The following is a 26,586-nucleotide window of genomic DNA, read 5'->3' as shown; positions in this document are numbered from 1 at the left end:
ACAATTTGTATCAAACATTCTTTTTTAGGAAGAGCTTAGAAAGATCTCGTTGTGTATTCCACCATAGGAGGTGAAGATTTTCTGAGTGCTGCGGCATTATTTACGGAATATTAGCTTAACGCATAATGAGATTCGAGAATGATAAGGAGTCGATGGAACATTGAAAAGTAAAAAAAGCAGGTTTGTTTCTAGAATCTCGTTTACAGCGGTCTTTTCATTCGTGATGATTCTTGGTAGCGCTTCCAATTTTTCGGCGACATATGCGGCAAGCAACTCCAAGGCAACGGTTGTAAAAGCAAGCGCAGCGCCAAATATTGAGGTCGTTTCACAGGGAGATCATGAAATATTAGTTGCCGATGAAACAACGGTCTATCAATTGACTTCTCAGATAAGAGCAGCTGATGGCTCAAATCCAAGTAAACTTGTCGAAACCGCTGCAGGTGCGGCCAAACAAGCGTCTGATGCCTTAGCCACCGGCGATATTCTTAAAGTAACGGCTGAGGATGTAAGCGACACTAGCGAATACAAGATCGTATCCGTTAAGAAAGAGGGCAAAGATGGGTATTGGGACGGACCGCTTTATAGACAGATTGAGAACGCTGTAAAAGAAAACATTCCTGTATTTAAAAATGTGGATTATGCGATAACAGATGTTAAGTATGCTGCTTATCTGAGAGAAATTAAAGAGGAATTTTACATTGCAGGCTCCAATTCCAAATCAAACCCTCAATTCCAAACCGTAACCGACTACACGGAAGTTTTCAAGCAAGCAATTGCTGAAGCGAATGCAAACGGAGGCGGCCGTGTTGTTGTTCCCGCGCGTAAAGAACCTTATTATACAGGTGCCATTCATTTGCTTAGTAATGTTAATCTGCACGTTGAAGAAGGCGCAACGGTGAAATTTGTCAGAACCAAGAAGAACGAGTTTTATCCATTGGTAAAGACCCGTTTTGAAGGCGTAGAAGCCATGAACTTTTCTCCCTTTATTTATGCATTCGGGCAGGAAAACATCGGGATTACTGGCAAAGGCACATTAGATGGACAGGCAGACGCTTACAATTGGATTCCATGGAAAACCGGAAGTTTCGGATGGCTTAACCAAGCAACGCTTAGAGCAACACTCTTTGGATGGGGCGACGCGGGAATACCGGCCGAGCAGCGCATATTGGACGATAGTATTTCCACGCTTAGACCGTGCTTTATTGAGCCTTATTTAAGTAAAAATGTTCTAATTGAAAATTTGACCATTATTAACTCGCCAATGTGGGAAGTTCATCCGGCTTTATCCGAAAACGTCATGGTCCGAGGACTGAAAATCAACAGCAAACTTGCAAATAATGACGGTGTCGATCCAGAGTCCAGCAAGAATGTAATCATTGAAAATAACGTCATTGACACAGGGGACGATTGTATTGCCATCAAGTCGGGCAGAGACGGCGACGGCCGGCGCATCAACATTCCGAGCGAAAACATTATCGTTAGAAACAATGTGTTCAAGAAAGGTCATGGCGGCGTTACGATGGGAAGTGAAATGTCAGGCGGCATCAGAAACATTTTCATTGAAGGCAATTACTTTGATAGCGATGAACTCGATTATCCGCTACGATTTAAAACTAGTGCACTGCGCGGAGGAGTCATTGAAAATATTTATTTGAGAAACAGCAGCGTCAATAAATCCAGACAATCCATTATTCGTGCAGAAATGACGTATGAGGATACCAGCGATACGGGACCTTATACGCCGGTCATAAGAAATATTGGAATAACAAACTTCACAACTTCAATGCCTCCTGTCGGAGATAACAATATCGAGGCGAAAAAAGGAATCGACATCATTACAGTGGACCGTCAACCGGTAGAAAACATGTTTATTAAAGATAGCGTATTCACTGGTGTGGCGTTGAACGCCAGCGGTGTTGAAAGTATAGCGAACGTGATGAGCGTTGGGCGTGTCAAAAATTTGGTGTTCGACAACGTCGTCATTAACGGCAGGGTATTCAATCTCGAAAATGTAAAGGTAAACGACGTAACAGCAGGCGGCAGTGTCCTGCAGGAAGGGATTACAAATGATGTGGATACGAGCGGCGACTCCGTTGAAGTAGTCGGTTACATAGACACCGAAAAGGCAAATTTCCTTAACGGTGCAGATGTTCATGTAACGGTTGACAAAACGGCAAGCAAAGCTACGGATACAAAATTTGAAACCGCTGTAGATGGCAGGATTAAATTCACTGCATCTGTTCCAGTGCCTCTTGGTCTGCATACGGTTACCGTCGTGGCGATTGCCAATGACAAATATAACATGGATGTCAAGGTATTCAAGGTGCGTAAATTTAAAAATGGAAACGACATCGTCATCAGCCTGAAGAAAGGCTCATCTGCCAATTTTGTTACGGACGTTGACGATGCGAACAAGTTAATAACCGCTAGTCCCGGACTAACGGTTGAGAACTTAGGCAATAACGTTGTAAGTGCGAATGAAAGTGCGCTCAGTTTTGCCGTACTTGACAAAAATCGCAAAAAGAAAACAACTGGCACAATTACAAGTACGGATACGTTGGAAGTATCACCTGTTTCCAGACCTGGAGTAATTATATCTTACAAGTTCAATGTGTATGTCGAAATAAGAGCTACGTCCACAACATCAAACACGTTGTTCAATACCGTAACAAGATCAACACCAACGACGGATTTCTCGACTTGGGGCGGAAACAGCACCTCCAATGTCCCGGTACTGGGAACAGTCAGATATATCGACGTCATTACAAAATCGGACCCGGCAGCAAATCCGGTTTGGTTTAATCTGGTAGGCAATGTAGCGGTTTCCGGAACATACCGGGCAGAGATTTTGGAAAAACTGCCTGCAGGAAATGGAGCCAAAGTAGAGCTGTATATCAATGATGCTAAACTAGGCGGGGAAATAGATACCCAGCTAAGCGAAGGTACCGATTATACAGTTTCGACCAATACCTTCCGTGTCATAAGTGCCGGTACAGTTGATGTAACAAGCGGTGAGGTGAATGCCAAGTTTATTATGAAAGGGCCTTCCGCTGCCTCAACGAACGCTAACCTGAATCGTATCGCCGTGTCGTACGTAAGATTGTATTTAATGGATCGTGATGGTGTACGTACAGAATTAAGTGGATCGGATAACGTCATAGCCGGGGCTCCATTCGATGTTACGTATAGTTTGGCTAATGTCAAAGCCGGCATTCTGGCTCAGGATTTGACGTTCACGTATGATCCGTCGAAAGTGGAATTCGTCTCTGCGGAATCCATCAAGGATGGCTTCCTGGTCGTAGACAAAAAGGAAACACCGGGAAAGGTCCGCATACTTGCAGTAAATATCGGGGGCAATTCAGGAGCGCTATCAGGTGGGGATCTTCTGAGGCTTCGCTGGAACGCCAAGCCGCTTACCGGCACTTCGGCATCCGCAATCACACTATCTAATGTAGTGATTGCCAACGCCGAGGGAGAGGAAACGGTAGTCGCAGGGACCTCACATGAGTTAACCATTGCGTATGTGGATAAAGCGGCGCTCCTTGCTCTTATAGCCGAAGCGCAGCAGGCACATGATGGGGCAGTAGAAGGAACGCATTCTGGCCAATATCCGGCAGGCTCGAAGGCTGATCTGTTAACAGCGATACACAGCGCGCAAATAGTGGCCGATCATACAGCATCTACGACGCAGCAAGTGCAGAAGGCAGCCGCCGACTTGAGCGCTGCGCTGCAAACATTCAAAGATTCTGTAATTACCGGTATTCCCGGAGATATGAACGGAGACGACAAAGTCAGTGTCGGAGACTTGGCGATCATTGCGAAATACTACGGCAAATCGTCTGCTGATCCAGATTGGAATCAATACAAATCGGCGGATCTCAATAACGACGGAGTCATCGACATTGCCGACCTTGCGATTGTTGCGCGGAAAATTCTTGAATTTTAGAAGTAAAGTTGAAACGGAGGGGCGCGTTACGCCTCTCTGTTTTTTCTCATTGGTACATTTTTGAAAATCAACGGACGGGAATCCTACGGGTACGAGATTTCCAAAAATATCAGGCAGTTGATGCAGGTGAAATACGGATACATTGGCTAACGGACTGAGATGCTCTTATTCGATGTAAAAGAAACTCTTCGAATATGTGACGGACACCAGCGCTGTTACTTGCTCACTTGGGGACTGATTTCTCTCCAAAATTGGCAAATAAGGACGCTAGTGTCTGTCAGCAGTGAGACACAACGCTTTTCGCGAATATAACGGCCGCTGTGTCCGAAGCGTGCTGAGACATAGGACTCCTTCCACCGATTCGGGATAAGAGAAAGGGAATGGATATGGATATGGGGTGAAAAAGTGATATGAACTTACTGCTTCTTATCGTCCTGGGTAAATCCGGCTAGATGAATCCAACCGTTGTAAGATTGGACTTTCATGTTAATAACTTCCAACTGTCGCGAGAGGTCGTCAAGCTTTTGCTTGGTGAGTTGCTGCTGCTGCACTAATAATTGATACCTTGCAGGGAATGTCTCTTCGCCCTGGTTATACAAATCCAAGTAATGGCGAATCATATCAATAGACATTCCTGCGGTACGAAACGCAATAATGGTTCTCAGCCATCCGAGTGCAGCGTCATCAAATATCCTATGGCCATTCTGATCACGTGTAACGCCAGGTATCAGCTCCTGATCTGTATAGTAGCGCACCGTATGAGGCGAGATTTGGAACATTTCAGAGACATCCTTGACGGAATAAAACATGGATGAACCACCTTTAAATTAAAGTTGACTTCGAGTAACTCGAATAGATTATACTACATCTCAATAAACCATATGAGGTGAATGTTATGGGAAACAAAGTTTGGTTAGTTACCGGTAGTTCTCGAGGATTAGGACGCGAAATTGTATCGAGAGCTTTGGAGCAGGGCGATTGTGTTATTGCAACTGCACGAAATCTTGCCTCGTTAGAGGAATTGTCAGGTAAGCATGGAGATCGGGTCTTCACGCTCAAGCTGGATGTTACGGACGTTGAAGAAGTCCAGGCAGTCGTCCAAGAGGGCTTAAGGAATTTTGGCAGAATCGACGTTCTCGTCAATAACGCGGGATATGCCAACGTCGCTTCTATTGAGGATATGGACATCCTTGATTTTCAAAAACAAGTAAACGCGAATTTCTTCGGAGTGGTGTATATGACGAAAGCTGTTCTGCCGATTATGCGAGAGCAGAAGCGGGGTTCAATGATTAATATCTCCTCGATTGGCGGACGTTTCGGGAGTGCAGGTCTTGGCGCTTACCAAAGTTCCAAATTTGCTGTCAACGGTTTTACGGAGGTATTGGCGAAAGAAGTTGCTTCCTTTGGTATCAAAGTCACGACAGTTGAGCCCGGCGGTATTGCTACGGATTGGGCAGGTTCGTCCATGAATATCCCTGAGATAAGCGATCCATACCTTCCGGTCATTGGTCCAGTTGTGGCACACTTGCAGAACATGACGGCCTCCACTCCCGAGAAGCGAATAGGTATTGTAAGCGACCCTGCCAAAATAGCGGAAGCCATATATGAGCTAACGGAGATGGCCGAACCACCGCTGCATTTATTAATGGGGACAAGTGCGTGGCGGATTGCGCAGGAAGGTGCAAAGCGGCTGGCGGAATCGGATTTAAAGTATGAAGAGCTGACGAAATCAACTGTCTACATGGAATAAAGTATGCATCAGATTAAGGGCACCCATCAGGGTGCCCTTTGACATTTCATCGTTAGACTCATAAGGAGAACCTTATCACAAATGACGCGAAACCATAGCCGCGGTGAACCGTATCACAAGTGACGATAATTTTGTAGTGAATGCTTTAAAAATTGGAAAAATGGGGATGGTATAAAAATCCCCAACTTGCCTGAACTTGCGTTGAATACGGACTTTGCAGAAATCATTCATTAAAGAGAGGGGAAGTAGAAATTGGAGTCACTTTGGCTGGAGTACGCATGGACTTTATTAATTCTTATTGGATTGGAGGGTTTGTTATCGGCCGATAATGCGCTGGTTTTGGCGGTAATTGCCAAACATTTACCGGAGGATCAAAAGAAGAGAGCCATTAACTATGGAATTATTATGGCTTTCGTTTTCCGGTTTGTTGCTCTTTTTGCGATCTCTTTTATTGCCAATGTCTGGCAAGTACAGGCGATTGGGGCGGCCTATCTTTTATATCTCGGATTAAAACACATCATACAAGCACGCATAAACAAAGGAAAGGAAGCTCTTCATGGCGAGGTGGCAAAAGAATCCACCGGGAAAGGCTTCTGGCCAACGGTAGGAAAGATTGCATTTGCAGATCTTGCATTTGCGATTGATTCCATTCTTGCGGCAGTAGCTCTTGCGCTTGGACTGCCAGATTCGCCGCTTGGCGAATTTGGTGGAATGGACGGAGGACAATTTATCGTAGTCGTTCTTGGTGGCATAGCCGGGCTAGTTTTAATCAAATATGCGGCTACATGGTTTGTAAAGTTACTGGGGCAACGACCCGCTTTGGAGACAACGGCTTATGCAATCGTGGCTTGGGTCGGGGTGAAGCTTGCCGTAATTACCCTTGCGCATAGGGATATTGGTATCTTAAATCATGATTTCCCGCATAGCACAGGTTGGACGCTTATCTTCTACGGTGTCTTGGTTGCTATTGCACTTATTGGCTGGTTTGCACCGGCTAACAAACAACCCCAAGCAGGTCATAGCTAATGGAAGAAGTAAGGCGCTCCTTGTGGGCGTCTTTTTTCTAATTGGAAGGAAAACATCATAAATGGATTGAATATATATACAATAATATTTATAATTATACATAAACTTAAGTGGTAAGGAGTGGGAAAATGACATATAAAATATTTGTGGATGGTCAAGAAGGTACAACAGGTTTAAAAATTCATGAATACTTATCTAAGATTTCTAATATTGAAGTAATCAAAATTGAGTCGGAAAAGCGAAAAGACTACGAAGCGCGTAGGGCTCTAATCAATGAAGCGGATATTGTATTCCTTTGTCTTCCAGATTCCGCTTCAAGGGATTCCGTATCTATGGTAACAAATAAAAAAACCAAAATCATTGACGCAAGTACGGCGTTTAGGACGAACCAAGAGTGGACATACGGATTGCCAGAATTACATAAAAATCAAAGAAATAATATCCAAAATTCATCCAGAGTATCTGTCCCAGGATGTCACGCGACAGGGTTTATTTTAGCTATGCACCCTTTGGTCGCTGAAGGAATTATACCGAGCGATTATCCTGCGACTTGTTATTCGCTTACAGGATATAGTGGTGGAGGCAGGAAACTTATATCTGAATATGAGAGCTCAACTAGAGATCAGCTTTTCGCACCAAGACAATATGCACTTAACCTTAACCACAAGCATCTTTCAGAAATGCAGCTATATTCGGGGTTAAACTCAGCACCGCTGTTCACGCCAATAGTCGGGAACTATTATCAGGGAGATGCGGTTTCAATTCCTCTGTTTCCTAAAATGTTTAATAAGAATGTAACAGCTAGCGATGTTCAAGAACTGCTTGCTTCGTATTATAAAGATGAACGTTTTGTACGAGTTATCCCTTACGACTCTGAGGCTTATCTGGAAGACGGTTACTTTAATCTTATGCAGTGCAATAATACCAATTATTTGGATATATTTGTTTTTGGCAATAAGGATGGAATATTACTTGTTTCCAGATTTGATAATCTGGGAAAAGGCGCCTCGGGGGCAGCCATTCAAAATATGAACATTATGCTTGGCTTTGATGAAGGAACAGGGCTAGAGTAAGCGAATAATGTCATAATGTTCATATGTTTTCTTTCTTGCTTGGCGGATCCATTCCGTATTAAAAGTCACGCAAATTAAGGAAAAAGGGGCTTGATGGTATTGATTAATTGGCCGGTTTTAATCTTATTTCTATTATTTCCGATTTATGTGGTGTTCAGGCTGGAAACCATATCAAAAAAATTGACTAGAATCGAACGTAGGCAAATTGACTGGGAACGAGAGGATATAAAAACACATAATTCTCGGATGATAGCTGACCAACAATTAAGAGATGTTCATTCAGATTTAAAGAATTGAGGCGTTCAAAAATGAGAGAAAAGAACATTAGGGAAATTAGGGTAACTGATTATCTTGATATCTATTTGTTAAACCAAGATTTTAATCCGAATTTATCCTTATTTTCTGAAGAAAAAGTAAAAGAGAAGATTGAAATCATTACAAAGAAAACAAAAGATATCATCTATGTTTATGAACAACATAACGAGGTAATTGGATATATTCACGGAAGTCCATATGAATTACTTTTTTCCGACTCTTTAGTAAACGTCTTAGGCTTTGTGGTTAAGAAAGAGTATAGAAATCAAGGCTTAGGCAGCTTGTTGATAGAGAGTCTTGAACAATGGGCAATGAATAATGGATATTCCGGGATTAAATTGTTATCCCATCCAACTCGGTTGCAGGCTCACCAGTTCTACGAGCGACGTGGCTATATTTTTACAAAGGATCAAAAGAACTTTATTAAAAAGTTCGATTAGTGCATATTTAATAAGAATAAGGAGAGGTAATATGTATGAGTTTCATGGTTGGATTGTTTTAAGATACCACACACATGATACAAATGAATTACTGGAAGATGAGGCTTATAATAAATTCATGAAATATATAGAAGAGGTGGATAGTGAAAAAATCTCTAGTTTACGGAGAAGGAACGGGTTGAACTCATGGACCATTATAATGCGGGACGACATCGAGCCCGCCGGTTAGTGATTTAATTTCGCGATCGGGGGCAACACCGTATACGTTGTATGCTTCAGTCATCGCAAACATCTCGTACGGGACGAGAAAATCGAACACTTCCGTTGATTCGTTCGCCAGCAGCACAGCCACGGTAGGTTTGTTCAGGTCATATTTCGGCACCTGCACATCCGTTAGTACAGGTGGCGCTTTATCGTATACCGACATTCCGGCATTCATCGTATTGACGTACCCGACCGCGCCTGTCCCCCCTACGACGACGACAAAAACGATGAGATAGATCATGATGCGAAATACAGTTTTCACTTACTTCGCTCCTTCCAACAAGATTGCTTACTTATAAAATTTAACAAAACAAGATGAACATATCACCTGTCTATGGTTCGGTAGAGAGACTCGCCAAACGTTGGAGCTGTCACTGGACCTAAGTCTGTATTCTTTTTTTAGCATGACTCGATAGGGCTATAAATCCACACGCAAATAACCCCTTTAGTGGTATATCATACCATTGAAGGGGACGGTTTATTTGTCAAACGGACGATTCAAAGAATTAATCAAAGAACAGCTAAACCTTGTGAACCAAAATACGGAAAGTTGGTCGATGCGGCAACCTGCAATCTGATTAGACTGCCATCATCCTTGATATGAAATACGGAGACTGTGCCCTGATTGCCGTTAAGGGTATAAAAATTGCGTCCGTCTTTACTCACACCAGCATCTATCGGTATGCCAGCAGGTGTGCCAACAGGTGTACTTGTAATGTGTCCGAGAACCGTTAGCGCTCCGCTGTCATCTATCCGATAAGTGGATATTGTGCCACTTAAGGTATTGGTGGTATATGCAAAACGTTCATTACTCGTAATAGCAACCCAGCATGCAGTCTGCTGGCCGTTCTGCACAGAGCCACTGATAACATGAAGCAGTCCGTTGTCACTCATAGAATAGGATGACAGCGCACTGGAAGATACTTCCGTAACTAAAAGGATTCCTGAGGATAGGAAACAAGCGCCTAACGGTCTCGTACCATTAGATTGGTTAATGATTGGTCTTGCAACAGTACCATTTGTATTCACATGGAATACGCTGAGACGGTCTGTAGTAAACTCAGATACAACGATTTTGCTGCCATCTGGAGTGAACAAAACCTGCGCAGGCTGAGCATTGATCGTACTTAGAGAATGGGTGGAACCCGGAATATTCGTAAGTCGTCCATTATCCGCTACGCGAAAACCAGTGATATTGGATGCATAATGATTGGCGGCATTTCCCACGTTTGAAACATAAAGTAGATTGCTGAATACATTTACGCTATTTGGCTGAGCGCCTCCCGATGGCTTCACATCGGCGAGAACGAGTCCTCCGTTGTCAGTAATGATGAAACTGCTGATACTATTGCTGCCTGCATTGACTGCAAATAAGAACCGACCATCACGGGATAAAGATAGTGATCCTTGTGACAGTAGGGGATCAATGCCGTCGTTTGCTGTTGCAGGTGAAACTTTTTTTGTCCCCGTACCTCTTCCATATGTTGGGTAGGCCCCCATAAAGGTAAGCATGCCATTCATGTCCCGGTAAAAAGCGATGACTTCATTCATTTGTTCCATATTGGACATGATGTAAACCATACTCGTTCCAGTTGATGTCGGCATGTATTGACTTTCCTCCTTAGAGCAGTAATAGTTCTTTGCTCCGCCTTAGATTATGCTTTCGTTTAATAGTATTCATCTGAGCTTAGAACAATGCCCCGCAGTAACTCTGTAAGGGTACATGACTTTTTACACAAAAAACATGTAGAATTAATAAAATCCACCAAGTCCTTTTATATACTTATAGTTGTTTGATATCGCGAACTAAAAGGACTAGGTGGTAATAGACATAATGTTAAAAAAACGTGATTTGAACGAATGCCACACATTATTTAGCTTAATGATGGATCCTGAAGTTTTTCCATACGTTCGTTATAAATGCAAATTTTATGAGGAATATTTATTCGTAACCAAACAGTTGATCGTTGAAGAAGAACTGGAGACGTGTATTTCTAGAACAATTCTTGACGATATGGGACATCCGATTGGTACCATTGATTTATATGATATTGCGAATAAAACAGGCTTCTTGGCCACATGGATTGGAACTCCTTATTTTGGAAAAGGGTATAACCAACGAGCGAAGGAATCCTTTTTTACTGAACTATTTCTTGAACATCAGATCGAAACGGTTTTTTTGAAAATCCGCAAACAAAATATCCGCTCGAAGAAGGCGGTAGAAAAACTGCCGTATGCCAAGTTAGCAAATGATATACACCATGAAATGTATAAATCAATCAATAAAGCGGAACAGATTTATGATTTGTATCAAGTGGAGCGGTTAGACTTTTTTGAATACAGTCAATGTTTCAATAAGCAACTGGTGTAATTATCCATGATAAACAAGTGGAAGGGAGCCAAAATGAAAAAAAACATTAAGTACATAATGTTAATCTTAATTAGCGGGTTGAGTTTTTCGTTTAGTCATCAAGCGTTTGCAACCATCGATTTAATGGCAAATAGCCAGCTAGTCGTCCTTTCGGAGACAAAATTGCTAGATGACTATAAGAATCCGAATTCGGTGGCAGGCTCAGTTTCGGGTATTCAAATGTTAAGAGTTGCATGCAGCTATCAGGAAGGAGATTGTTTAGCAAAGGAGAACGGTAAAGAATACATTCGTGTGAAAACGTGGATGGGCGAGAAATGGATTGAGGATGACAACAAAATCACTGCAGGCGGATACTGGGAAACGGAAAGAGACATTACAATTGTTAATGAAATGAACATGTATGACCATCCCAATGTCGGTGTTTTCATGAATGAGTCGCCACAAGTGCTCAAGCCGCAAAAAGTCCATGTAACTGCGAAGTATCAAAATTTATATAAGGGGGCACATACGGGTAGGGCGATGCTTGAGGCACCCATATGGTACCGTATATCTACAGATGAATTCGGAGAGAAGTGGATTGAAAACCCGTTTATTCCTGAAGACGTAATAGAGCAGCCTAGTGACATGATCATTAAATTTAAAGGAAACGAACTACTTTATGATTACCCATTCGTTGGCTCAGGAAAAGGTGTTCAAGCGAACGCAGGTTTAAGTCAATTGGTTTCACGCACCATTATCTATGCGGGGGTTGGAAGTACCCAATGGTACAAGGTTCAATTGGATGATGGAACGTTCAAATGGGCTTTAGCAAATTTATTATACTATCCTTCAGTGGACGGACCATTGACACAATTCGACCTTTCCAACGAGAAAATCAAATTGCGGACTGCAACACGTTATTTTGACATTGATGGAGAATCAGGACCCACTTTGCAAAATTGGTTGCAGCCCGGTGACTATGTTGCCGACAAAATCAATAACGGGTGGGCACGTATCCAAACGCCGTACGGATGGAAAGTCGTCAATCTAGATCGGGCGCCACTCGAACGTCCTCACGGAATTACAGAAACAAAAGAACTGGTAAAATTGACACCAGAAACAACAACTTATTATTTTCCATTAACGGGGGAAGTTTGTCATGTTGCCGGTACCTTTACTTTTCAAGATGCCCAGTCTTTTGAGAAATGGATCTCCCCACAAGGCGTTAGCTGGTATCATATTTCAACTTACAGCGGTATTGTATGGTTGCCGGAAAATCCGATACCGCAATAAGATATGGAAATTTTAAAAATTGTGCAAAAACAGTGCTATCATTCATTCTTATTCATTTGAACAGACCCCTTGGGAGGAAGCGCGGTCTTCCTCCTTCCCCATGCCCCCGCGTTCGCACCTAACACTCCTGCGATAATGACAGCCGCGCCGATCAGGTGGTAGTAGGCAAGCTGCTCGTTTAAGAACACGAAGCCCCCAACAATTGAAACCAATGTGGCAAGATGATTGAACACGCTCACCTTCGATGCCTCCAGCTTCGATAAAGCGTAATTGCTGAGCAAGCTGGAAATGAGCGAGGAGAGTATGCCCAAATAAAGAATTGCCAACAGAAACACCGGGCTTGCAAACGGCTCAAAATAATGAGGTAGCGTACCTTCTGCCAAGTGCTGGCCGACTGCCATCAAGTTGAAGACAAGGAAGCCAATCACCGTCATCACATAGGTCATGGCAATCACATTCATACGCGAAGTAAGCCTCCTTGCAAACACGCTATATCCGGCTAATGCAAGGGCTGACAAGAGAATGAGCAGCGTGCCTTTCATATTGGTTAGATCAATCGTCGTACCTTTCATGACAAAGATGAAGATGACTCCCGCTACGGAGAGAAGCGTCGAAAGCTGCTGCAGCCTCGTAGTACGTTCCTTCAGGAAATAGGCTGCCGCAACCATCGTGAAGATTGGCACCGTCGCATGGATAATACCTGCCTCCGCAGAGGTTGTGAATCGCAAGCCAAATGCTTGGAAAGCGAAGAACATCGACGGATATAAGACGGCAAGCGGAAGAATAGCGAGCACATCCCGCGGCTTAATTTGAAGCTTCATCCATCCAAACAGGACAGGAATGGACGCAGCGATAAGGGAGACGGTAAAGCGGTGAGCAAGGCTATCCAGCGGCGTTGCCACCGATAAAGCTAATTTTCCGAAAAGAAAAGAGAGTCCTACGATAGTGGAATAAATAACGATGGCTGAGTATGCGAATCGTTTTGTTTTGGAATCGATTTGGGGTGCTGTCATAACGTTCCTCCTAGTGACTTTTGATGATAGGTATATCGTATCTCCCAGCTATGCATGATACAATAAGGAAAACTGACATCTGTACCGTTACAGATTACGAGCAAGGGGCTTGTCCGATGTACATGTATTTGAAGCTCATGAATGAGCTTGAGGAACTGATTCTGAAGCAGCCGTATAAGGACGGACAGAAGCTTCCTTCGATCCGCACGCTTTCGGAGCAGTACGGCTGCAGCAAGAGTACAATTATTAAAGCGCTGGACGAGCTAGAGAAGCGCCATCTCATTTATGCGATGCCAAAGAGCGGCTATTATGTTGTTAAAGGGTCGAATTCCGCCCAAGGCGAAGTGTCACCTATTTTGAACTTCGCGGCAGCTGCTCCTGATCCAGATGTGTTTCCGTATTTGGATTTTCAGCATTGCATCAATAAAGCGATCGATACTTATCAAAAGGATTTATTTGTTTATGGTACTGTTAAAGGAATGGCTTCCCTGATCGATATCGTACGCAGGCAATTCATGGACTATCAGGTGTTTACCGAGGAGCGGAATATTTTTGTTGTCTCCGGGGTTCAGCAGGCGTTATCGCTGCTTGCAGCGATGCCCTTCCCAAATGGCAAGATGAAGATGCTGATCGAACAGCCTGGTTACCATCTGTTTATCGAATATTTGGAGACGCGCCGCGTGCCTGTCATCGGCATCGAGCGACGTTTTTCGGGCATTGATTTTGACAGGCTGGAGAACATTTTTCGTACGGAGGACATCAAGTTTTTTTATACGATGCCGCGTTTCCACAATCCTCTGGGCTGTTCCTATACGAACAAAGAAAAGAAGAGACTTGCCAGGCTTGCCGCCAAATACGATGTATACATCGTTGAGGATGATTACCTGGCCGATTTCGAACAGGACAGCAAGGCCGATCCAATCTTTACGCATGACGATTCGTCGCATGTCATTTATTTAAAAAGCTATTCCAAAATTATTTTTCCCGGCCTGCGCATCGGCATTGCGGTCATCCCTGATCTACTCGCTGAAGCGTTCCGGCTGTATAAGAAGCAAGACGATATCGACAGCTCCATGCTGTCGCAGGCTGCGCTTGAAATTTATTTGCGCAGCGGCATGTTCGATCGCCATCTTGCCAAAATCCGCAGCAGATACGCAGCAAGAGCGAAGCTGCTCGATGCTGCGCTTGCGAAGGAGGCTGCCCACAGTGGCGGTGCCTTCCTCTATGAGCGCTCGAAAAATCCGTTCATTCATACGCATATTTTGCTGGATAAAGCGGTTTCCGCAACACATCTTATCGAAAAATTAAAGAAAGAATCGATCCTACTGGAATCAATCGACCGGAATTATTTGCAGAATTTCGAGAGGGAAAATATCGTGAAGCTAAACGCAACCAACGTAAACGAGGAGGATATTGCGAGGGGAATAGAACGGATTAGTGCCATTATTGCCCAAACCGCTAGCAAATAACGAATAAAGGAGCTGTTATGTTAGATGAAAAAGATTACCCTTCGCCAATCCCAAAATTCCGATGTTGAGACAATTGCTGATTTACGGGCAGTTGTACTAAGAAATGATTTAACGAGGTTAGGAAGGTTTGATGAAGAGAAGGTTCGTCAACGATTGCGTAATTCATTTGACCCCGTTCACACTTGGATCATTGAGTCAGAATCTTCTTTTGTCGGCTGCGTAGCTCTTAAACCAACGTTGGATGGTTATTTGTTGGAACATTTTTATATTTCCCCCAATTACCAAGGTCAAGGGGTCGGTAGTTATGTGTTAAAGAAATTGCTTGAACAAGATGAGGTACAAGGAAAACGTGTATCATTAAATGTGTTACAAGGAAGCTCTGCTAAGCGTCTATATGAACGGTTTGGTTTTAAAGTTGATAGCGAGGATCACATAGATGTCTATATGTCTGTGGAGGTTTAACAGCCATGAAGAAAATGAATACATTAGCAACTAAACCCTCAAGTCGCGCTGATTTGAGCCAATCGAGGATGGGCAGAAAAACACAAAATTTGCTGATCTGATTATAGATGGGAAATCGCTTTATAGTATGCTGCGAAAGTATGATAAAGTTCCTTCCCTCGGCTGGATGAGCAACGAATATCAAAGAGAAATGATTGATCATTTTTACTTAGAAAACCGCATAAAACAATGTGGTATGGATATCCCATCATGGTTTGCTGGTGGTGTGGGGATGAAGAATGCGGATTTAACTCTGTAAAAGTTGATAAGGAAAACAATGTTGTTATTTGGAAGGATTTTAGCCAATTTAGCGAAACAAATGAAAAATGCCATTATTTCAGACTGGAAAGAGTTTTTGCAGCACTTGATGCTGATCACATTGCTGGTTATTGCACTTTAGCAAAAAACGACTGTATACCTGATGTTTCCTATACACCTTATATCGGGTTTTTGTTTGTGGGAGAGCAGTACAGAGGAAATCGATTAAGTGAAAAGTTGATTTTATCTGCCGTGGCATACGCGAAGGAACTGGGTTTTGATAAAGTATACCTTGTTAGTGACCATGTTAATTTGTACGAAAAATATGGTTTCGTGAAGATAGATGAGAAAGAAGCACCTTGGGGAGCAAAGGAAACCATTTTTATGCACCTGGCGTAGCGTGCTGCTATCTAGCAAAGAACCACCCCGAAAGGGAGGGATTTAAAACTTGCCGTTACGTGTAGCGCGGTGAACCGTATCACAACTAGTGGTAAAGAGTAAAAGAAGAGCCCCATTTCTGGGGCTCTTCCCTTTCAATACGTTGTGGTTGGACTTAGCGGTTAGAATAGTGATAACTTCATCTCAATGCGCGTACCAACAGCGAGCATAGTATTCACCCGAATTTTATTATTTAAGGCGACGGGTCAATACCCAGAATAGAAGAGCCAAAGCACTGACAATTGCACCTAACAAGCACACTCCGTTCCAGCCTGAGTAAACATAGATACTGGTAGATGCGATTGACCCGGTGGCGCTACCAATAGAATAGAAAATCATGTAACCAGCAGTAAGCCTACTGCGTGCCTCAGGGCGCAAAGTAAGGATCATGCTTTGGTTGGTGACATGTACGGCTTGTACTGCCAGGTCAAGAAGGACAATACCGACGACTAATGCGAGAAGCGAATGTTGAGTATAACTTATTGGTAACCATGATATAAGCAACAGAATCAATGCCACACCCGTGGTCCTCTGCCCTAAACCTCGATCGGCAAGACGACCTGCTCGCGCTGCTGCTAACGCTCCAGCAACTCCAGCGAGACCAAACGCTCCAATCGCAGTATGTGAAAGAGAAAGCGGCGGAGCGCTGAGAGGCAGCACTATGGAAGTCCAGAATATACTGAAAGCGGTAAAAATCATCAAGGCTAGTGCAGCACGGATTCGTAGGATTCGTTCTTGTGCGAACAATGTGAGCAGCGAACGAAGCAACTGTAGGTAGGATAATGATTCACTTTTGTGCTCATAATGCGGCAGTACCCTAAACAATACATATGCTATGATTAGCGTTAATACCGCAGAGACAAGGTAGACAGAACGCCAACCGGCTAAATCCGTTAATACGCCAGCGAAAGTTCGTGCCAGTAGAATACCAATTACGATTCCACTTGTCACAACACCCACGGCACGTCCACGTTCGGCTGGGGCAGCCAAAGTTGCCGCGAATGCAACGAGCGTCTGTGTCACTACGGCAAGCAATCCAACCGCAGATATGCCTATGAATAACACCATGCTGGTGGGGGCGGTGCCAACCACAATCAAAGCCAACACGGATACTAGCAGCTGTCCAGCGATCAGCCAGCGTCGATTTAATAAATCGCCGAGGGGCACTAGCAATAGCAGTCCAAGTGCGTAACAAACTTGAGTGATTGTAATAACAATGCCGACGGATGAATGAGTAATACCGAACTCGTTTGAAATAGCGTCCAGCAAGGGTTGCGCATAATATATGTTGGCGACTGCCAGTCCGCAAGCGATCGCGAATAAGAGTGCAACATTGCGAGACATTAAAGATGCGGGCGCTGATTCTGATGCTATAAGCGCCTTTTGAGCTGGTTCAACGTGTTTGTCTGTATAATCCACAGTAAGGACTTTCGGTTCTTCAACAAACTTCCCCAAAGATAACGCCTCCTTAAATTTATGTTTATCAGATTTACAATATAAAATACTGATCGGTATGAAATATTGCCTGACAAATATAACTCTAAAAAAAGATAACTGTCAAGAGATTACTGTAGAGGACAGCTGAAATGGAGCGAAAACTCTTTTTATTCTGCTCTTATATGAGATCTAAGAGCAGTAAAAGCTTAATCTTATTGACAGGATAATCTTCACATAATAAAATTATAATATACCGTTCGATATGAAAAGAGGGTGTTGCTATGGCTCGACGACGCGAATTTGATGAGGGAAAAGCATTGGATGATGCTATGCAACTATTTTGGGAAAAAGGGTTTGAAGCTACTTCTTTAAGCGACTTGACATCAAGAATGGGCATTCAGCGTCCAAGCATATACGCCACCTTTGGAGACAAAAAAGGATTATTTGAAGCTGCGTTGCGAAAATATATGAGTTCCCATGCTGCCTATGTTCGCACCAATTTTCAAAACAATTCTTCTGTTAAAGAGGCATTCCGTGCCTTTTTTGAAAATATGGTGGCAAAAGAATATGAAAAAAGTCCGAACTGGGGGTGCTTTTGCATCAATTCGATGGTGGAACTTGCGCCTCATGATGAGAAATTTGAAATCCTAACAAGAGAACATCAGATGTATCTCTCGGTAATATTCCAAGAAACGATTGAACGAGGTTTGCGCTCAGGTGAGCTTGATAGCGGTATTAACGCAAAGGGTTTAGCGCAGACACTAGTCATATCGTTAATAGGACTTACTGTGTTTATGAAATCTCGTCCTGAACGAGTATTTGTTGATAATTCTGTAAAAGAAATACTTACATTGTTAAGATAGAATCAAAAAATATGGGAGTGTCATTATGATATCAGCCGAAGTAGTGCGCTATTTTTTTTGAAAAGGTTCGTTCTGGTCGGGAGTTGGATGCGATACACAGTTTGATGGCAGACCGTGAAATACTATTTCAAATAAAGAGAAGTTACATCAACAAAGCCACTCTATTGTTTGGAGTGGCTTTGTGTCTATAAAGAAATGTGAATTTTATGGTCAAATCGAACTTTATCCTTCGATACAATAGGGTGAACCTTACCGTAAATAAGGTAAAGGTCATTTCGCTAACGGGGGTGAATAAGCTGAATAAGCAAAAATTAAATTCGTTTCATGTTATTTCAGTCTTTGTTAACCTGTCGACATTAAGAGACATACGTCTCCTACAGCTTCGTTTAGAATAGATTTAACGATGTTGTATAGGAGGATTATATGATGAAAACCTATGATATCATTATGATTGGGAGCGGCCACAATGCCTTGATTGCTGCCGCTTATTTGACGCGTGCTGGCCGCAGCGTATTAGTTCTGGAAAAAAACGATCGTCCAGGCGGCTTCCTCCGAACGGAGGAGCTCACCCTCCCGGGCTTTAAGCACGATGTGTATGCAGCGGCCCACCCGCTTTTGCTTACTGGGCCTGCTTATGCAGACCTTGGGGAAGCACTTGAAGCACGAGGCCTGCGGTACATAAACACAGAGTTTCCAACCGGAGTTTCAATGGAGGACGGACAAACAGGAGTATTCCCCCGTTCATTTGAAGACCTCGTTATAGAAGCCGAGCGGCTGACTCTGGGTGACGGCGCCGCTTTGGTCCGAATGTTCGAAGAATTCAATCCCCATGCTGGTGATGTGTTTTCATTATTTAATTTGGACCTCTCCAGCCCTCAAGCTTCCAACATACTTAAAAAGCTTCTTCAAAACAATGGTCGTCCAGGCTACTCGGCGTTCGCGGCATCGGCCTTTTCAACTGCCCGCTATGCGGTAAGCTCCTTTAAATCTCCTGTGCTGCGCGCGATGCTTGCGTCGTGGGTTACTCATCTTGGACGTACTCCGGACGAAATTGGAAGCGGCATCTGGGTTCCGCTTACTGCGATGGCACTGATGGGTGGCGGAATGCCGATACCTGAAGGCGGCAGTGAGAAGCTTGCACAGGCCTTAGCGCGGCTGGTGCAAGACCAGGGCGGAGACATCCGCACCCATACACAAGTTCAGCGTATTGTTGTAAAGAATGGACGTGCCATCGGCGTGCGGACATCGGAAGGCGAGGAGTTTTATGCCAAACAGGCGGTCATTGCATCGACCGGTCCTGACCAACTCTATCTCTCGCTACTGGCGAATGAGGAGGTCAGCCCTCCTCTACTTGCGCAAGCGAAGCAGTTCCGGTATGGTCGGGGCTGTGTACAAATCCACCTCGCGCTTAGCGAGCCGCCGCGCTGGCCGGATGCACGCTTTACCAGAGTGGGTCAGCCGCATTTGACGGATGGGCTAGATGGTTTCACACAGGCAATTGCGCAAGGGATGTCGGATTTGCTTCCGGCGAAGCCGACCTTTACTGTGGATTGCTCCACTAATCTCGATCCGACTCGCGCGCCTGCAGGCAAGGCTGTAATGCGGATTCAAGTGCTTGAAGTACCGTGCCGTCCTCGCGGCGATGCTGCCGGGCAAATCGATGTCGGCGACGGCGCCTGGACACCGGATCTCACCAAGCGTTTCACCGAGCGAGTATTAGCCATCGTTAGCAAGCATATCCCTAATATCCCAAGCGCTATTATCGGCCACTCGGTTGTAACTCCTGATACGATTGCGCGATACAACCCCAATTCAGGCCCTGGCGATCCGTACGGCGGCGCACATGATTTAGCGCAGAGCTATTTGTTAAGGCCGCTTCCGGCGCAGCCCAGCCATCAGACCGAGGTGCCAAACCTATTTATGTTGGGCGCTGCAACGTGGCCGGGTCATGGGATCAATGGAGGATCGGGCTACATTGTCTCCCAAAAGTTGCTTTCGCAAGATGAATGACAATAACGGCCAAATATTTTTTAGATACCTATATTACAGTTATACTTCAATAAACACAGGCTGCTGGATAAACTCATTCGGCAGCCTTATTGCTTTCTCGGATGACTGAAGGATGTAGAAAATCAGCACGAACCGCGAGCTTAGCTTACGAGTGATTATGAAAGCCATTAAAAAATAAGCATTATATTTATGGTATTGTTAGATGAATTGCCCTAATAATGAGGTTGTAGATTGGTTAGCGAAGGATCTTGAATACAAGGAGCACTCTTTTGAAAAGAATTGAGAATATGAGAATTAATGAGTTATGGCAATATGTTATGACGAAACTTGCTGCTTCTGGACTTACTTTATTCAGTTTTTGGACTATATTTTCGATAATTAACGGTTTGAACTTTTATAGTGTCTTTGGAGGAATGAAGGAAGTCTCATTGTGTAATATCCTTTATTTTTACAGCATTCCTTGTTCGCTACTCATAGATCTAATCGTGAGGTTTATTCCTTCTAAAAAGCGCTTATTTGAAATTCTCCTCTATATCGCTTGTGGCTACGCCTACTTCCCGGGGCTTGCTTACTTTCGTGACGGGTTTAGTTTATCTTCTAGAGAGTTGCTTTCCAGCTTCCTCTTTGCAGGAACCTTTGGAGCGATATTTGCTATGATTTTCTATTCGTGGACAAGAATTGGCAGGGAAAAGTGGACTTTTCAATATCTCTTTGGTGTAGGTGTTCCTCTGCTTTTGTTAATCTCTATGACTATCGTTAACAATCTAAAATTAAATTGGGTTGAAACATACACTGCAACGACTTATGAAGCCGCTTTTGACTTGTTTAATGGATCGAAGGAAGTACCAATTAACGTTCGAAAAGGACAGACACTTATTTTTAAAATTAATTGGGATACTCGTGGTGGTTCATCAACGGGTCAGCATGTAATAAAGCCCAGTGGAACTTACGCAGGTATGAAAGAAGCAATTGAACATAAGTCATCAGTTAATATTGATGAGGATGGAATATATAAAATTGTTGCAGTCGGTGAAGGAGGTTTAAAGGGAAGGTTTAAAGTGACATGGGAAATAATTGACTAAAGAGATTGCTAAGCTAACGAAGAAGATAGTTGAAGAAAATGAGGAGCAGTTCTGCTGCGACAGTTGCCGATGAATAATCGAAATTCTTGTTATAAACCCAAAGAAAGGAAACAAATGACTAGTATTATAGTTAGATCTATTCCATCAATTTTACACCTCATATTAACATTACTATATTTTAAATATATATTTGGATCTAATGGAGATTATTTAGATACAAGACTATTTCATGGATTTATAGTGTTATTATTAACAAATACCATTACCAGTTTGATTGTTTCACGTGGTCAGTGGAGGCAACTATTAATTTCTTTAATGTCTTTCATTATCTTTTATGCACTCCATCTGTTTTTCATGGTAGTAACTGGTGATCCGAGTCGTGATGTTGAGGATAATCCTGCTGAAGGACTAGTGTTAGTCGGACTTGGTATTCCTTATTCAGTAATAAGTCTCTTGATTGGAACAGTTCTAGGAATAATAATAATTAGATTAAAAAAGCAAGTTCAGATATTTTATGAAGATTAAGTAATCTTGTATGTAATTCGAAGAGGGTATCACCTAACACCATACTCACGTTTCGGGCCATTCGGCCATAATTCATTAAACTAACGTGTATGGGGCTGAAGTTAAGGCATGAGGTGGAGTCCCAGTTACTCAGCGATCTCCTTGTATATAGAAATGATAAAGAGAGTTTATCTTTTGACTGGTCAGAAAGCTGTATTGAAGGAAAGTGTGCACATTTTATGGACGATTCTATTGAGAACTTTTCAGGAATTAAATTGTTTGATTCGAAGAAAAATTTGGTTACTGATGGTTGGATGGATTCTGCAAGAATAATCTCATTTGAAAAGCTTTAGTTCTCAGTAAGAAATTATTGTTTAATTTCGCCGACCAACTAAGTGATTGGCACAATATGTCTGCTTATATTACTTCTTAAGTGAGTACAATATATATGTTTCCAATTACTCAAAGGGGTGTGCTAAAGTTATGACTAATCAAAAGAAAAGCGTGAAATCCGAAAAGCAAAAAAACCAAAAACCAAATCAAAAGGGTAAAATTGATGAGGCAAATATTAATTAAGGTGGTTAGTTAATAAAATGGTTCACATATAAAGCTATATAAAAGTCTGAGGTAACTTTCCCACAGAACAGGCTAAATTTTTTAGCTTATTTCATCAAGATAGAAAAGAGGTAATCTCAATGTCCGATAAAACTAAAACTAAGATAACCAAATCTCAGCGATCCGTAGATAAGGAACTGCAATCTCGAACTCAAAAATCGCCAGACCAATCTGCACAAAATAATACACACGATCAACCAGGTGATGCTTAAAAACATTTCAGCGAACCATTCAATTAACAGTAGCTGTATCTGTTGGTGTTGATATATATTGACATCCAGTAGAGGACATCAAGGAGCTCATGGCACAGGACAAATTGTTAAGCAACTGAACAATCAAGCCCAAGCCCGGAGCAAATTCAAGGAAGTTACAAGTTAGAGACCTACGGCATGCTTCATGCTGCGGGTTTTTTTCTTTTTCGGCGGCACAAACATAATCGTTGTATACAGTAAGTAAAAAGTGCGTAACAGCGAACACCAGTTGAGGGGTTTGCCCCGCGGCAATTCCTTTTTTTCTTAATACAACTAAAGGGATAATGACTGTGAAAAGAAGGTCAATAATGAAATCCGAAATAACAAAGAAAATCGAATTGAATTTACATGGGGGAGTGGTTGAAGACGGAGATTTTTAAGGACAGAGCCTACTTATATTTATTTTATTGTGTTCTTTTAGATATTCGGAGCTTTTTATGCTCATCGTATTCAATGGTGGAATCCTGCATCCTGGGTCCAGCCTTAAATAAATATGATTGAGATAAACAATATTGCGGATGTGTTCCATAACTTACCTGATTTCCTTGCTAACCGAACAGGTGCCACGGCAGCCTGCTCATTTTATTGAACTGGAAGATCTAATAAAAAGATGTAGAGACCTCATAATACAAGGTTCAGGATAACGTATTTGGCACTAAGATCAAAATAAGAAATAAATACTAAGGGAATTTCTCTTTTTTGGAAAAAATAACTAGGTTAATATATGTAAGGAAGTTAAGTTGAGAGAGAGCTTTATAAAAAATGCAACAGACGGGGGAGGCTGTACCGATGATTGAACGTATCGCTATAATATCGTTGCTTACGCTGATTATCCATTCTGCTGAAACACTCTCATACGCGGTGAGAATGTTTTGTGACCGCTATTTATACCGTAGGCGTATTGGCAGCTTTATATGCAGCATTTTTGCCAGGACATTATAACATTGGGGCTTCTCAATCTTCGGGATTAATAAACGGAATGGCTACTATTCTATTGACTATACTGATCGATCCGCAGGTTGCATTACTGACAGATAAAGCTTTGAGTAAAAAAGCTAAGTTGTCTTCAATTAATAAAGTTTTTGGTGCTCTTATGTTCTCAAGATTTTGTGGGACGTTATTAGCACAAGTAATATTAATACCTGCAGCATATTGGATAAAAACAATTGTCCCATACTTATAGTATTTGTAGTAAGGCTAACTGGCCGAATTAGAAATAATCGGGGGCTGTGGAAAATTGGCGTTTAGGATCTGCTCACGGCAGATCCTTATTTTGCTTATTGAACTAAAAGGTAGCATTGCTTTTGACACTCGAGTTAAAAGTAGGTGCGGTATTCCAATTTATGGTAGTATCAGTTATATACGATAATATTATGGGCTCGGAGGTTTATTATTCATGAAGATAGGTGGAATTACTTTATTTATTTGTGGGATTTTTCTGTTTGGCATAAGTGGATTAGAAAAAGTATTGATCTACATTGCTGGAGCTATTTCTTTTAAGTTTACAGAAATGGAGCAATTGAAGAATTTTACCCCTCCTGACATTTGGAATTTAGTAAACTACACGCTTATTATAAGTATAATTCTCTGTATCGCTGGGCTTGTATTGTTCGTGTTATATCTCAATTCTCGATATAGAAAAGTTGATTAAACTAAAGGGACACGTTAATTCTGAAATTATGGCTAAATATTTATTAATCTTAATTATTTTATGAGGTGATGCTATGAATGATCGTAATAAAATGTTCGCATGGACCTTTTCTCTTGTAGTGGGTTCAATAATTATGCTTGTGCTGAACGTTCTCTTTTATGGTAGTAATTTTGCTACAGTCTTTTTAGCATCAACAACTGCGATTAATGCTGCATACTTATCTACAACTTATAGAGTTGAAACAATAAAAACGCTGAAGAAATTATTTTGGTGGTAAATGTGAGTCATACTCAGTATCTGATCATACCTAAACACAGAACTATTACACTTAAGAATTCAGGCTGCCGGCAATTTGGGCAGCCTGTTCAAGCCGTGATACTTTATCCAAGCACATGAACAATATATTACATAAGATACATCGTAATTTAATTTGATTAAGAAGGTGTATCAGAATGTCACCTTTATGTGCGTTGATCACTTCATGTTGAAGCACTTTTTGGAAAACTCAAAGTATGCACTTGATTTTATTTAACAAATAATTATAAAATGTTTAAGTGATTAAACGAATGAACAGAAAGTGGAGAGCGTATGAGCCAACAAACCGAGCATGTTCTGCAACAATTCAAAGAGTGCATCCCTCTGCTGGAAGTGCTGACTGATGAAAACCGGCAAGCCATTATTATACTGCTGGCACAGCACAAATCAGGACTTAATGTTAATACGATAGCGGAGCATATTAATTTGTCCAGGCCGGCTGTTTCCCATCATTTGAAGGTGTTGAAGCAATCTGGCTTTGTTAGTTCAGAGAAAAAAAGCGTAGAAAATTACTATCTGTTGACTGTTCGCAAACCTCTTGAACAACTCAAACTATTAATTGCGGCCGTTGAAGCTGAGTGCAACAAGTCTCAATGACAAGTTAAAGATATAAGGGAATAGTGAAGATATGGAAATATCTTTTTTTGCATAATCCGTTTATATGTTTAAACGAATAATCTTATTGGAGTGATTTTAAATGAAGGCCATGATCATTGAGAAATACGGAAAAAATGTTCCATTAATTATGACAGAACGTCCAACGCCTGACATCGGAGAACATGATGTGCTCGTGGAAATTCATGCTGCCAGCTTAAATCCTATCGACTTTAAAATAAAGGAAGGTAAAGTAAAATTCCTGTTAACGTACAAGTTTCCTCTAATCTTAGGAAATGATTTCTCCGGAGTTGTTGCCAAGGTTGGCAAACGGGTGAGTGCATTTAAACCCGGAGATGAAGTTTACGGGAGACCCCGCAAAAGCAGAATCGGCACATTAGCCGAGTATATTGCTATACATGAAGATGATATTTCGTTGAAACCGCAGAATCTAAGCTTTGAAGAAGCGGCTTCCATACCGCTGGTCGGACTTACGACTTACCAAGCTTTCTCAGAAATTTTGGATCTTCAAAAAGGTCAAAAAATTTTGATTCACGCAGGTTCAGGAGGCGTGGGCACCTTTGCTATCCAACTGGCCAAGTTGATGGGAGCTTTTGTCGCCACAACAGCAAGCGATAAAGGTTATGAATTAGTCAAAACGCTGGGTGCCGATCTGATTATTAATTATAGAAAAGAGAATTTTGAAGAGCTGCTTACGGGATATGATGCCGTTTTTGATACTTTAGGAGGAGATATATTGGAAAAATCATTCCAGATATTAAAACTAAACGGACAAATCGTATCCATCTCCGGCGTACCGAATGCAGCATTTGGAAAAGATGAACAATTGGGTTGGATGAAAACGGCTGTTTTGTCCATCGTAAGCCGAAAGATCACAGCTCTTGAGAAGAAGAGCCGGACGAGATATCGTTACCTTTTTATGAAACCAAGTGGAGCGCAATTGAAGGTTTTAAAGGAATATATTGAAAGAGGTCACATTAAGCCGGTTATTGATAAGGTGTATAATTTGAAAGATGCCGATCAGGCGCTTCATTACCTTGAAAGCGGAAGCGCCAAAGGAAAGGTAGTCGTTCGAATAAAGTAAAATCCTATTTTGTGGTATCATAA

General features: G+C 42.2%; 24 protein-coding genes and 1 pseudogene. 20 read left to right on the top strand and 5 right to left on the bottom strand.

Annotated elements, in window-relative coordinates:
* The first annotated feature begins 160 nt into the window (after positions 1-160).
* On the top strand, positions 161-3,946 hold the full coding sequence (locus GC097_RS02105; RefSeq protein ID WP_171681683.1) for a glycosyl hydrolase family 28 protein: 3,786 nt from the start codon (positions 161-163) through the stop codon (positions 3,944-3,946).
* A 416-nt stretch (positions 3,947-4,362) separates the two neighbouring features.
* Here GC097_RS02105 and GC097_RS02100 read toward each other — a convergent pair whose 3' ends face one another.
* Entirely contained in the window at positions 4,363-4,755 is a 393-nt protein-coding gene (locus GC097_RS02100) for a MerR family transcriptional regulator (protein WP_171681682.1), read from the bottom strand.
* 86 nt (positions 4,756-4,841) lie between these two features.
* Between GC097_RS02100 and GC097_RS02095 the strand changes: the two genes are divergently transcribed.
* From GC097_RS02095 to GC097_RS35170, 5 genes are all read left to right on the top strand, one after another.
* Complete coding sequence (locus GC097_RS02095) at positions 4,842-5,696, top strand: SDR family NAD(P)-dependent oxidoreductase (RefSeq protein ID WP_171681681.1); 855 nt, start codon at positions 4,842-4,844, stop codon at positions 5,694-5,696.
* Positions 5,697-5,948: 252 nt separating this feature from the next.
* Positions 5,949-6,722: a MeeY/MeeF family manganese export membrane protein gene (locus GC097_RS02090; protein WP_171681680.1), complete on the top strand. Its 774-nt coding sequence runs from the start codon at positions 5,949-5,951 to the stop codon at positions 6,720-6,722.
* A 128-nt stretch (positions 6,723-6,850) separates the two neighbouring features.
* The gene (gene argC, locus GC097_RS02085) at positions 6,851-7,795 is read left to right on the top strand and encodes an N-acetyl-gamma-glutamyl-phosphate reductase (protein WP_171681679.1); all 945 of its coding nucleotides are present in this window, start codon (positions 6,851-6,853) and stop codon (positions 7,793-7,795) included.
* 308 nt (positions 7,796-8,103) lie between these two features.
* A complete protein-coding gene (locus GC097_RS02080; RefSeq protein ID WP_171681678.1) occupies positions 8,104-8,550 on the top strand; it encodes a GNAT family N-acetyltransferase in 447 nt (148 codons plus the stop codon).
* A 31-nt stretch (positions 8,551-8,581) separates the two neighbouring features.
* Positions 8,582-8,779: an Imm7 family immunity protein gene (locus tag GC097_RS35170; RefSeq protein ID WP_171681677.1), complete on the top strand. Its 198-nt coding sequence runs from the start codon at positions 8,582-8,584 to the stop codon at positions 8,777-8,779.
* Here GC097_RS35170 and GC097_RS02070 read toward each other — a convergent pair.
* Both GC097_RS02070 and GC097_RS02065 read right to left on the bottom strand, forming a co-directional pair.
* Positions 8,744-9,076 (bottom strand): annotated as a pseudogene (locus tag GC097_RS02070) (DJ-1/PfpI family protein); the annotation flags it as partial. The gene GC097_RS35170 and the pseudogene GC097_RS02070 overlap by 36 nt on opposite strands.
* Positions 9,077-9,324: 248 nt before the next feature.
* Positions 9,325-10,419 carry a lactonase family protein gene (locus tag GC097_RS02065; protein WP_171681676.1) on the bottom strand — a complete coding sequence of 365 codons (1,095 nt, stop codon included), beginning with the start codon at positions 10,417-10,419 and terminating at the stop codon, positions 9,325-9,327.
* Positions 10,420-10,648: 229 nt separating this feature from the next.
* Here GC097_RS02065 and GC097_RS02060 point away from each other — a divergent pair, with 229 nt between their 5' ends.
* Together GC097_RS02060 and GC097_RS02055 are read left to right on the top strand one after the other, a co-directional pair.
* Positions 10,649-11,185, top strand: a complete 537-nt coding sequence (locus GC097_RS02060) for a GNAT family N-acetyltransferase (protein ID WP_171681675.1) — start codon at positions 10,649-10,651, stop codon at positions 11,183-11,185.
* 57 nt (positions 11,186-11,242) lie between these two features.
* The gene (locus tag GC097_RS02055; RefSeq protein WP_171681674.1) at positions 11,243-12,457 is read left to right on the top strand and encodes a hypothetical protein; all 1,215 of its coding nucleotides are present in this window, start codon (positions 11,243-11,245) and stop codon (positions 12,455-12,457) included.
* 38 nt (positions 12,458-12,495) lie between these two features.
* On the opposite strand, the gene GC097_RS02050 is transcribed toward GC097_RS02055, so the two are convergent.
* Positions 12,496-13,470 (bottom strand): DMT family transporter, encoded by a 975-nt coding sequence (locus GC097_RS02050; protein ID WP_171681673.1) that lies wholly within the window; start codon positions 13,468-13,470, stop codon positions 12,496-12,498.
* 116 nt (positions 13,471-13,586) lie between these two features.
* On the opposite strand from GC097_RS02050, the gene GC097_RS02045 reads away from it, so the two are divergent.
* The 3 genes from GC097_RS02045 to GC097_RS33810 all read left to right on the top strand — a co-directional run bounded on the left by GC097_RS02045 (position 13,587) and on the right by GC097_RS33810 (position 16,097).
* On the top strand, positions 13,587-14,939 hold the full coding sequence (locus GC097_RS02045) for an aminotransferase-like domain-containing protein (RefSeq protein WP_171681770.1): 1,353 nt from the start codon (positions 13,587-13,589) through the stop codon (positions 14,937-14,939).
* Positions 14,940-14,963: 24 nt separating this feature from the next.
* Positions 14,964-15,401 carry a GNAT family N-acetyltransferase gene (locus GC097_RS02040; protein WP_171681672.1) on the top strand — a complete coding sequence of 146 codons (438 nt, stop codon included), beginning with the start codon at positions 14,964-14,966 and terminating at the stop codon, positions 15,399-15,401.
* Between the two features lie 249 nt (positions 15,402-15,650).
* A complete protein-coding gene (locus tag GC097_RS33810; RefSeq protein WP_216625612.1) occupies positions 15,651-16,097 on the top strand; it encodes a GNAT family N-acetyltransferase in 447 nt (148 codons plus the stop codon).
* Between the two features lie 228 nt (positions 16,098-16,325).
* Here GC097_RS33810 and GC097_RS02030 read toward each other — a convergent pair whose 3' ends face one another.
* The gene (locus GC097_RS02030; protein WP_171681769.1) at positions 16,326-17,480 is read right to left on the bottom strand and encodes an MFS transporter; all 1,155 of its coding nucleotides are present in this window, start codon (positions 17,478-17,480) and stop codon (positions 16,326-16,328) included.
* A gap of 374 nt (positions 17,481-17,854) precedes the next feature.
* Between GC097_RS02030 and GC097_RS02025 the strand changes: the two genes are divergently transcribed.
* The 9 genes from GC097_RS02025 (at position 17,855) to GC097_RS01985 (ending at position 26,563) form a co-directional block, all read left to right on the top strand.
* A complete protein-coding gene (locus GC097_RS02025; protein ID WP_171681671.1) occupies positions 17,855-18,436 on the top strand; it encodes a TetR/AcrR family transcriptional regulator in 582 nt (193 codons plus the stop codon).
* 426 nt (positions 18,437-18,862) lie between these two features.
* Positions 18,863-20,446: a phytoene desaturase family protein gene (locus GC097_RS02020; RefSeq protein ID WP_171681670.1), complete on the top strand. Its 1,584-nt coding sequence runs from the start codon at positions 18,863-18,865 to the stop codon at positions 20,444-20,446.
* Positions 20,447-20,715: 269 nt separating this feature from the next.
* On the top strand, positions 20,716-21,528 hold the full coding sequence (locus GC097_RS02015) for a hypothetical protein (protein ID WP_171681669.1): 813 nt from the start codon (positions 20,716-20,718) through the stop codon (positions 21,526-21,528).
* 69 nt (positions 21,529-21,597) lie between these two features.
* A complete protein-coding gene (locus tag GC097_RS02010; protein ID WP_171681668.1) occupies positions 21,598-22,053 on the top strand; it encodes a hypothetical protein in 456 nt (151 codons plus the stop codon).
* Between the two features lie 1,719 nt (positions 22,054-23,772).
* Positions 23,773-24,081 (top strand): lipid II flippase family protein, encoded by a 309-nt coding sequence (locus tag GC097_RS02005; RefSeq protein ID WP_171681667.1) that lies wholly within the window; start codon positions 23,773-23,775, stop codon positions 24,079-24,081.
* Between the two features lie 213 nt (positions 24,082-24,294).
* Positions 24,295-24,549 carry a hypothetical protein gene (locus tag GC097_RS02000; protein WP_171681666.1) on the top strand — a complete coding sequence of 85 codons (255 nt, stop codon included), beginning with the start codon at positions 24,295-24,297 and terminating at the stop codon, positions 24,547-24,549.
* Between the two features lie 73 nt (positions 24,550-24,622).
* The gene (locus GC097_RS01995) at positions 24,623-24,826 is read left to right on the top strand and encodes a hypothetical protein (RefSeq protein WP_171681665.1); all 204 of its coding nucleotides are present in this window, start codon (positions 24,623-24,625) and stop codon (positions 24,824-24,826) included.
* Between the two features lie 311 nt (positions 24,827-25,137).
* Positions 25,138-25,461 (top strand): ArsR/SmtB family transcription factor, encoded by a 324-nt coding sequence (locus GC097_RS01990; RefSeq protein ID WP_171681664.1) that lies wholly within the window; start codon positions 25,138-25,140, stop codon positions 25,459-25,461.
* A 100-nt stretch (positions 25,462-25,561) separates the two neighbouring features.
* Complete coding sequence (locus GC097_RS01985) at positions 25,562-26,563, top strand: NADP-dependent oxidoreductase (protein ID WP_171681663.1); 1,002 nt, start codon at positions 25,562-25,564, stop codon at positions 26,561-26,563.
* The last annotated feature ends 23 nt before the right edge of the window (positions 26,564-26,586 follow it).

It is taken from the genome of Paenibacillus planticolens, assembly GCF_013141725.1.
Classification (GTDB): Bacteria; Bacillota; Bacilli; order Paenibacillales; family NBRC-103111; genus Paenibacillus_E; species Paenibacillus_E planticolens.
This window is presented reverse-complemented; position numbering and strand designations above follow the sequence as displayed.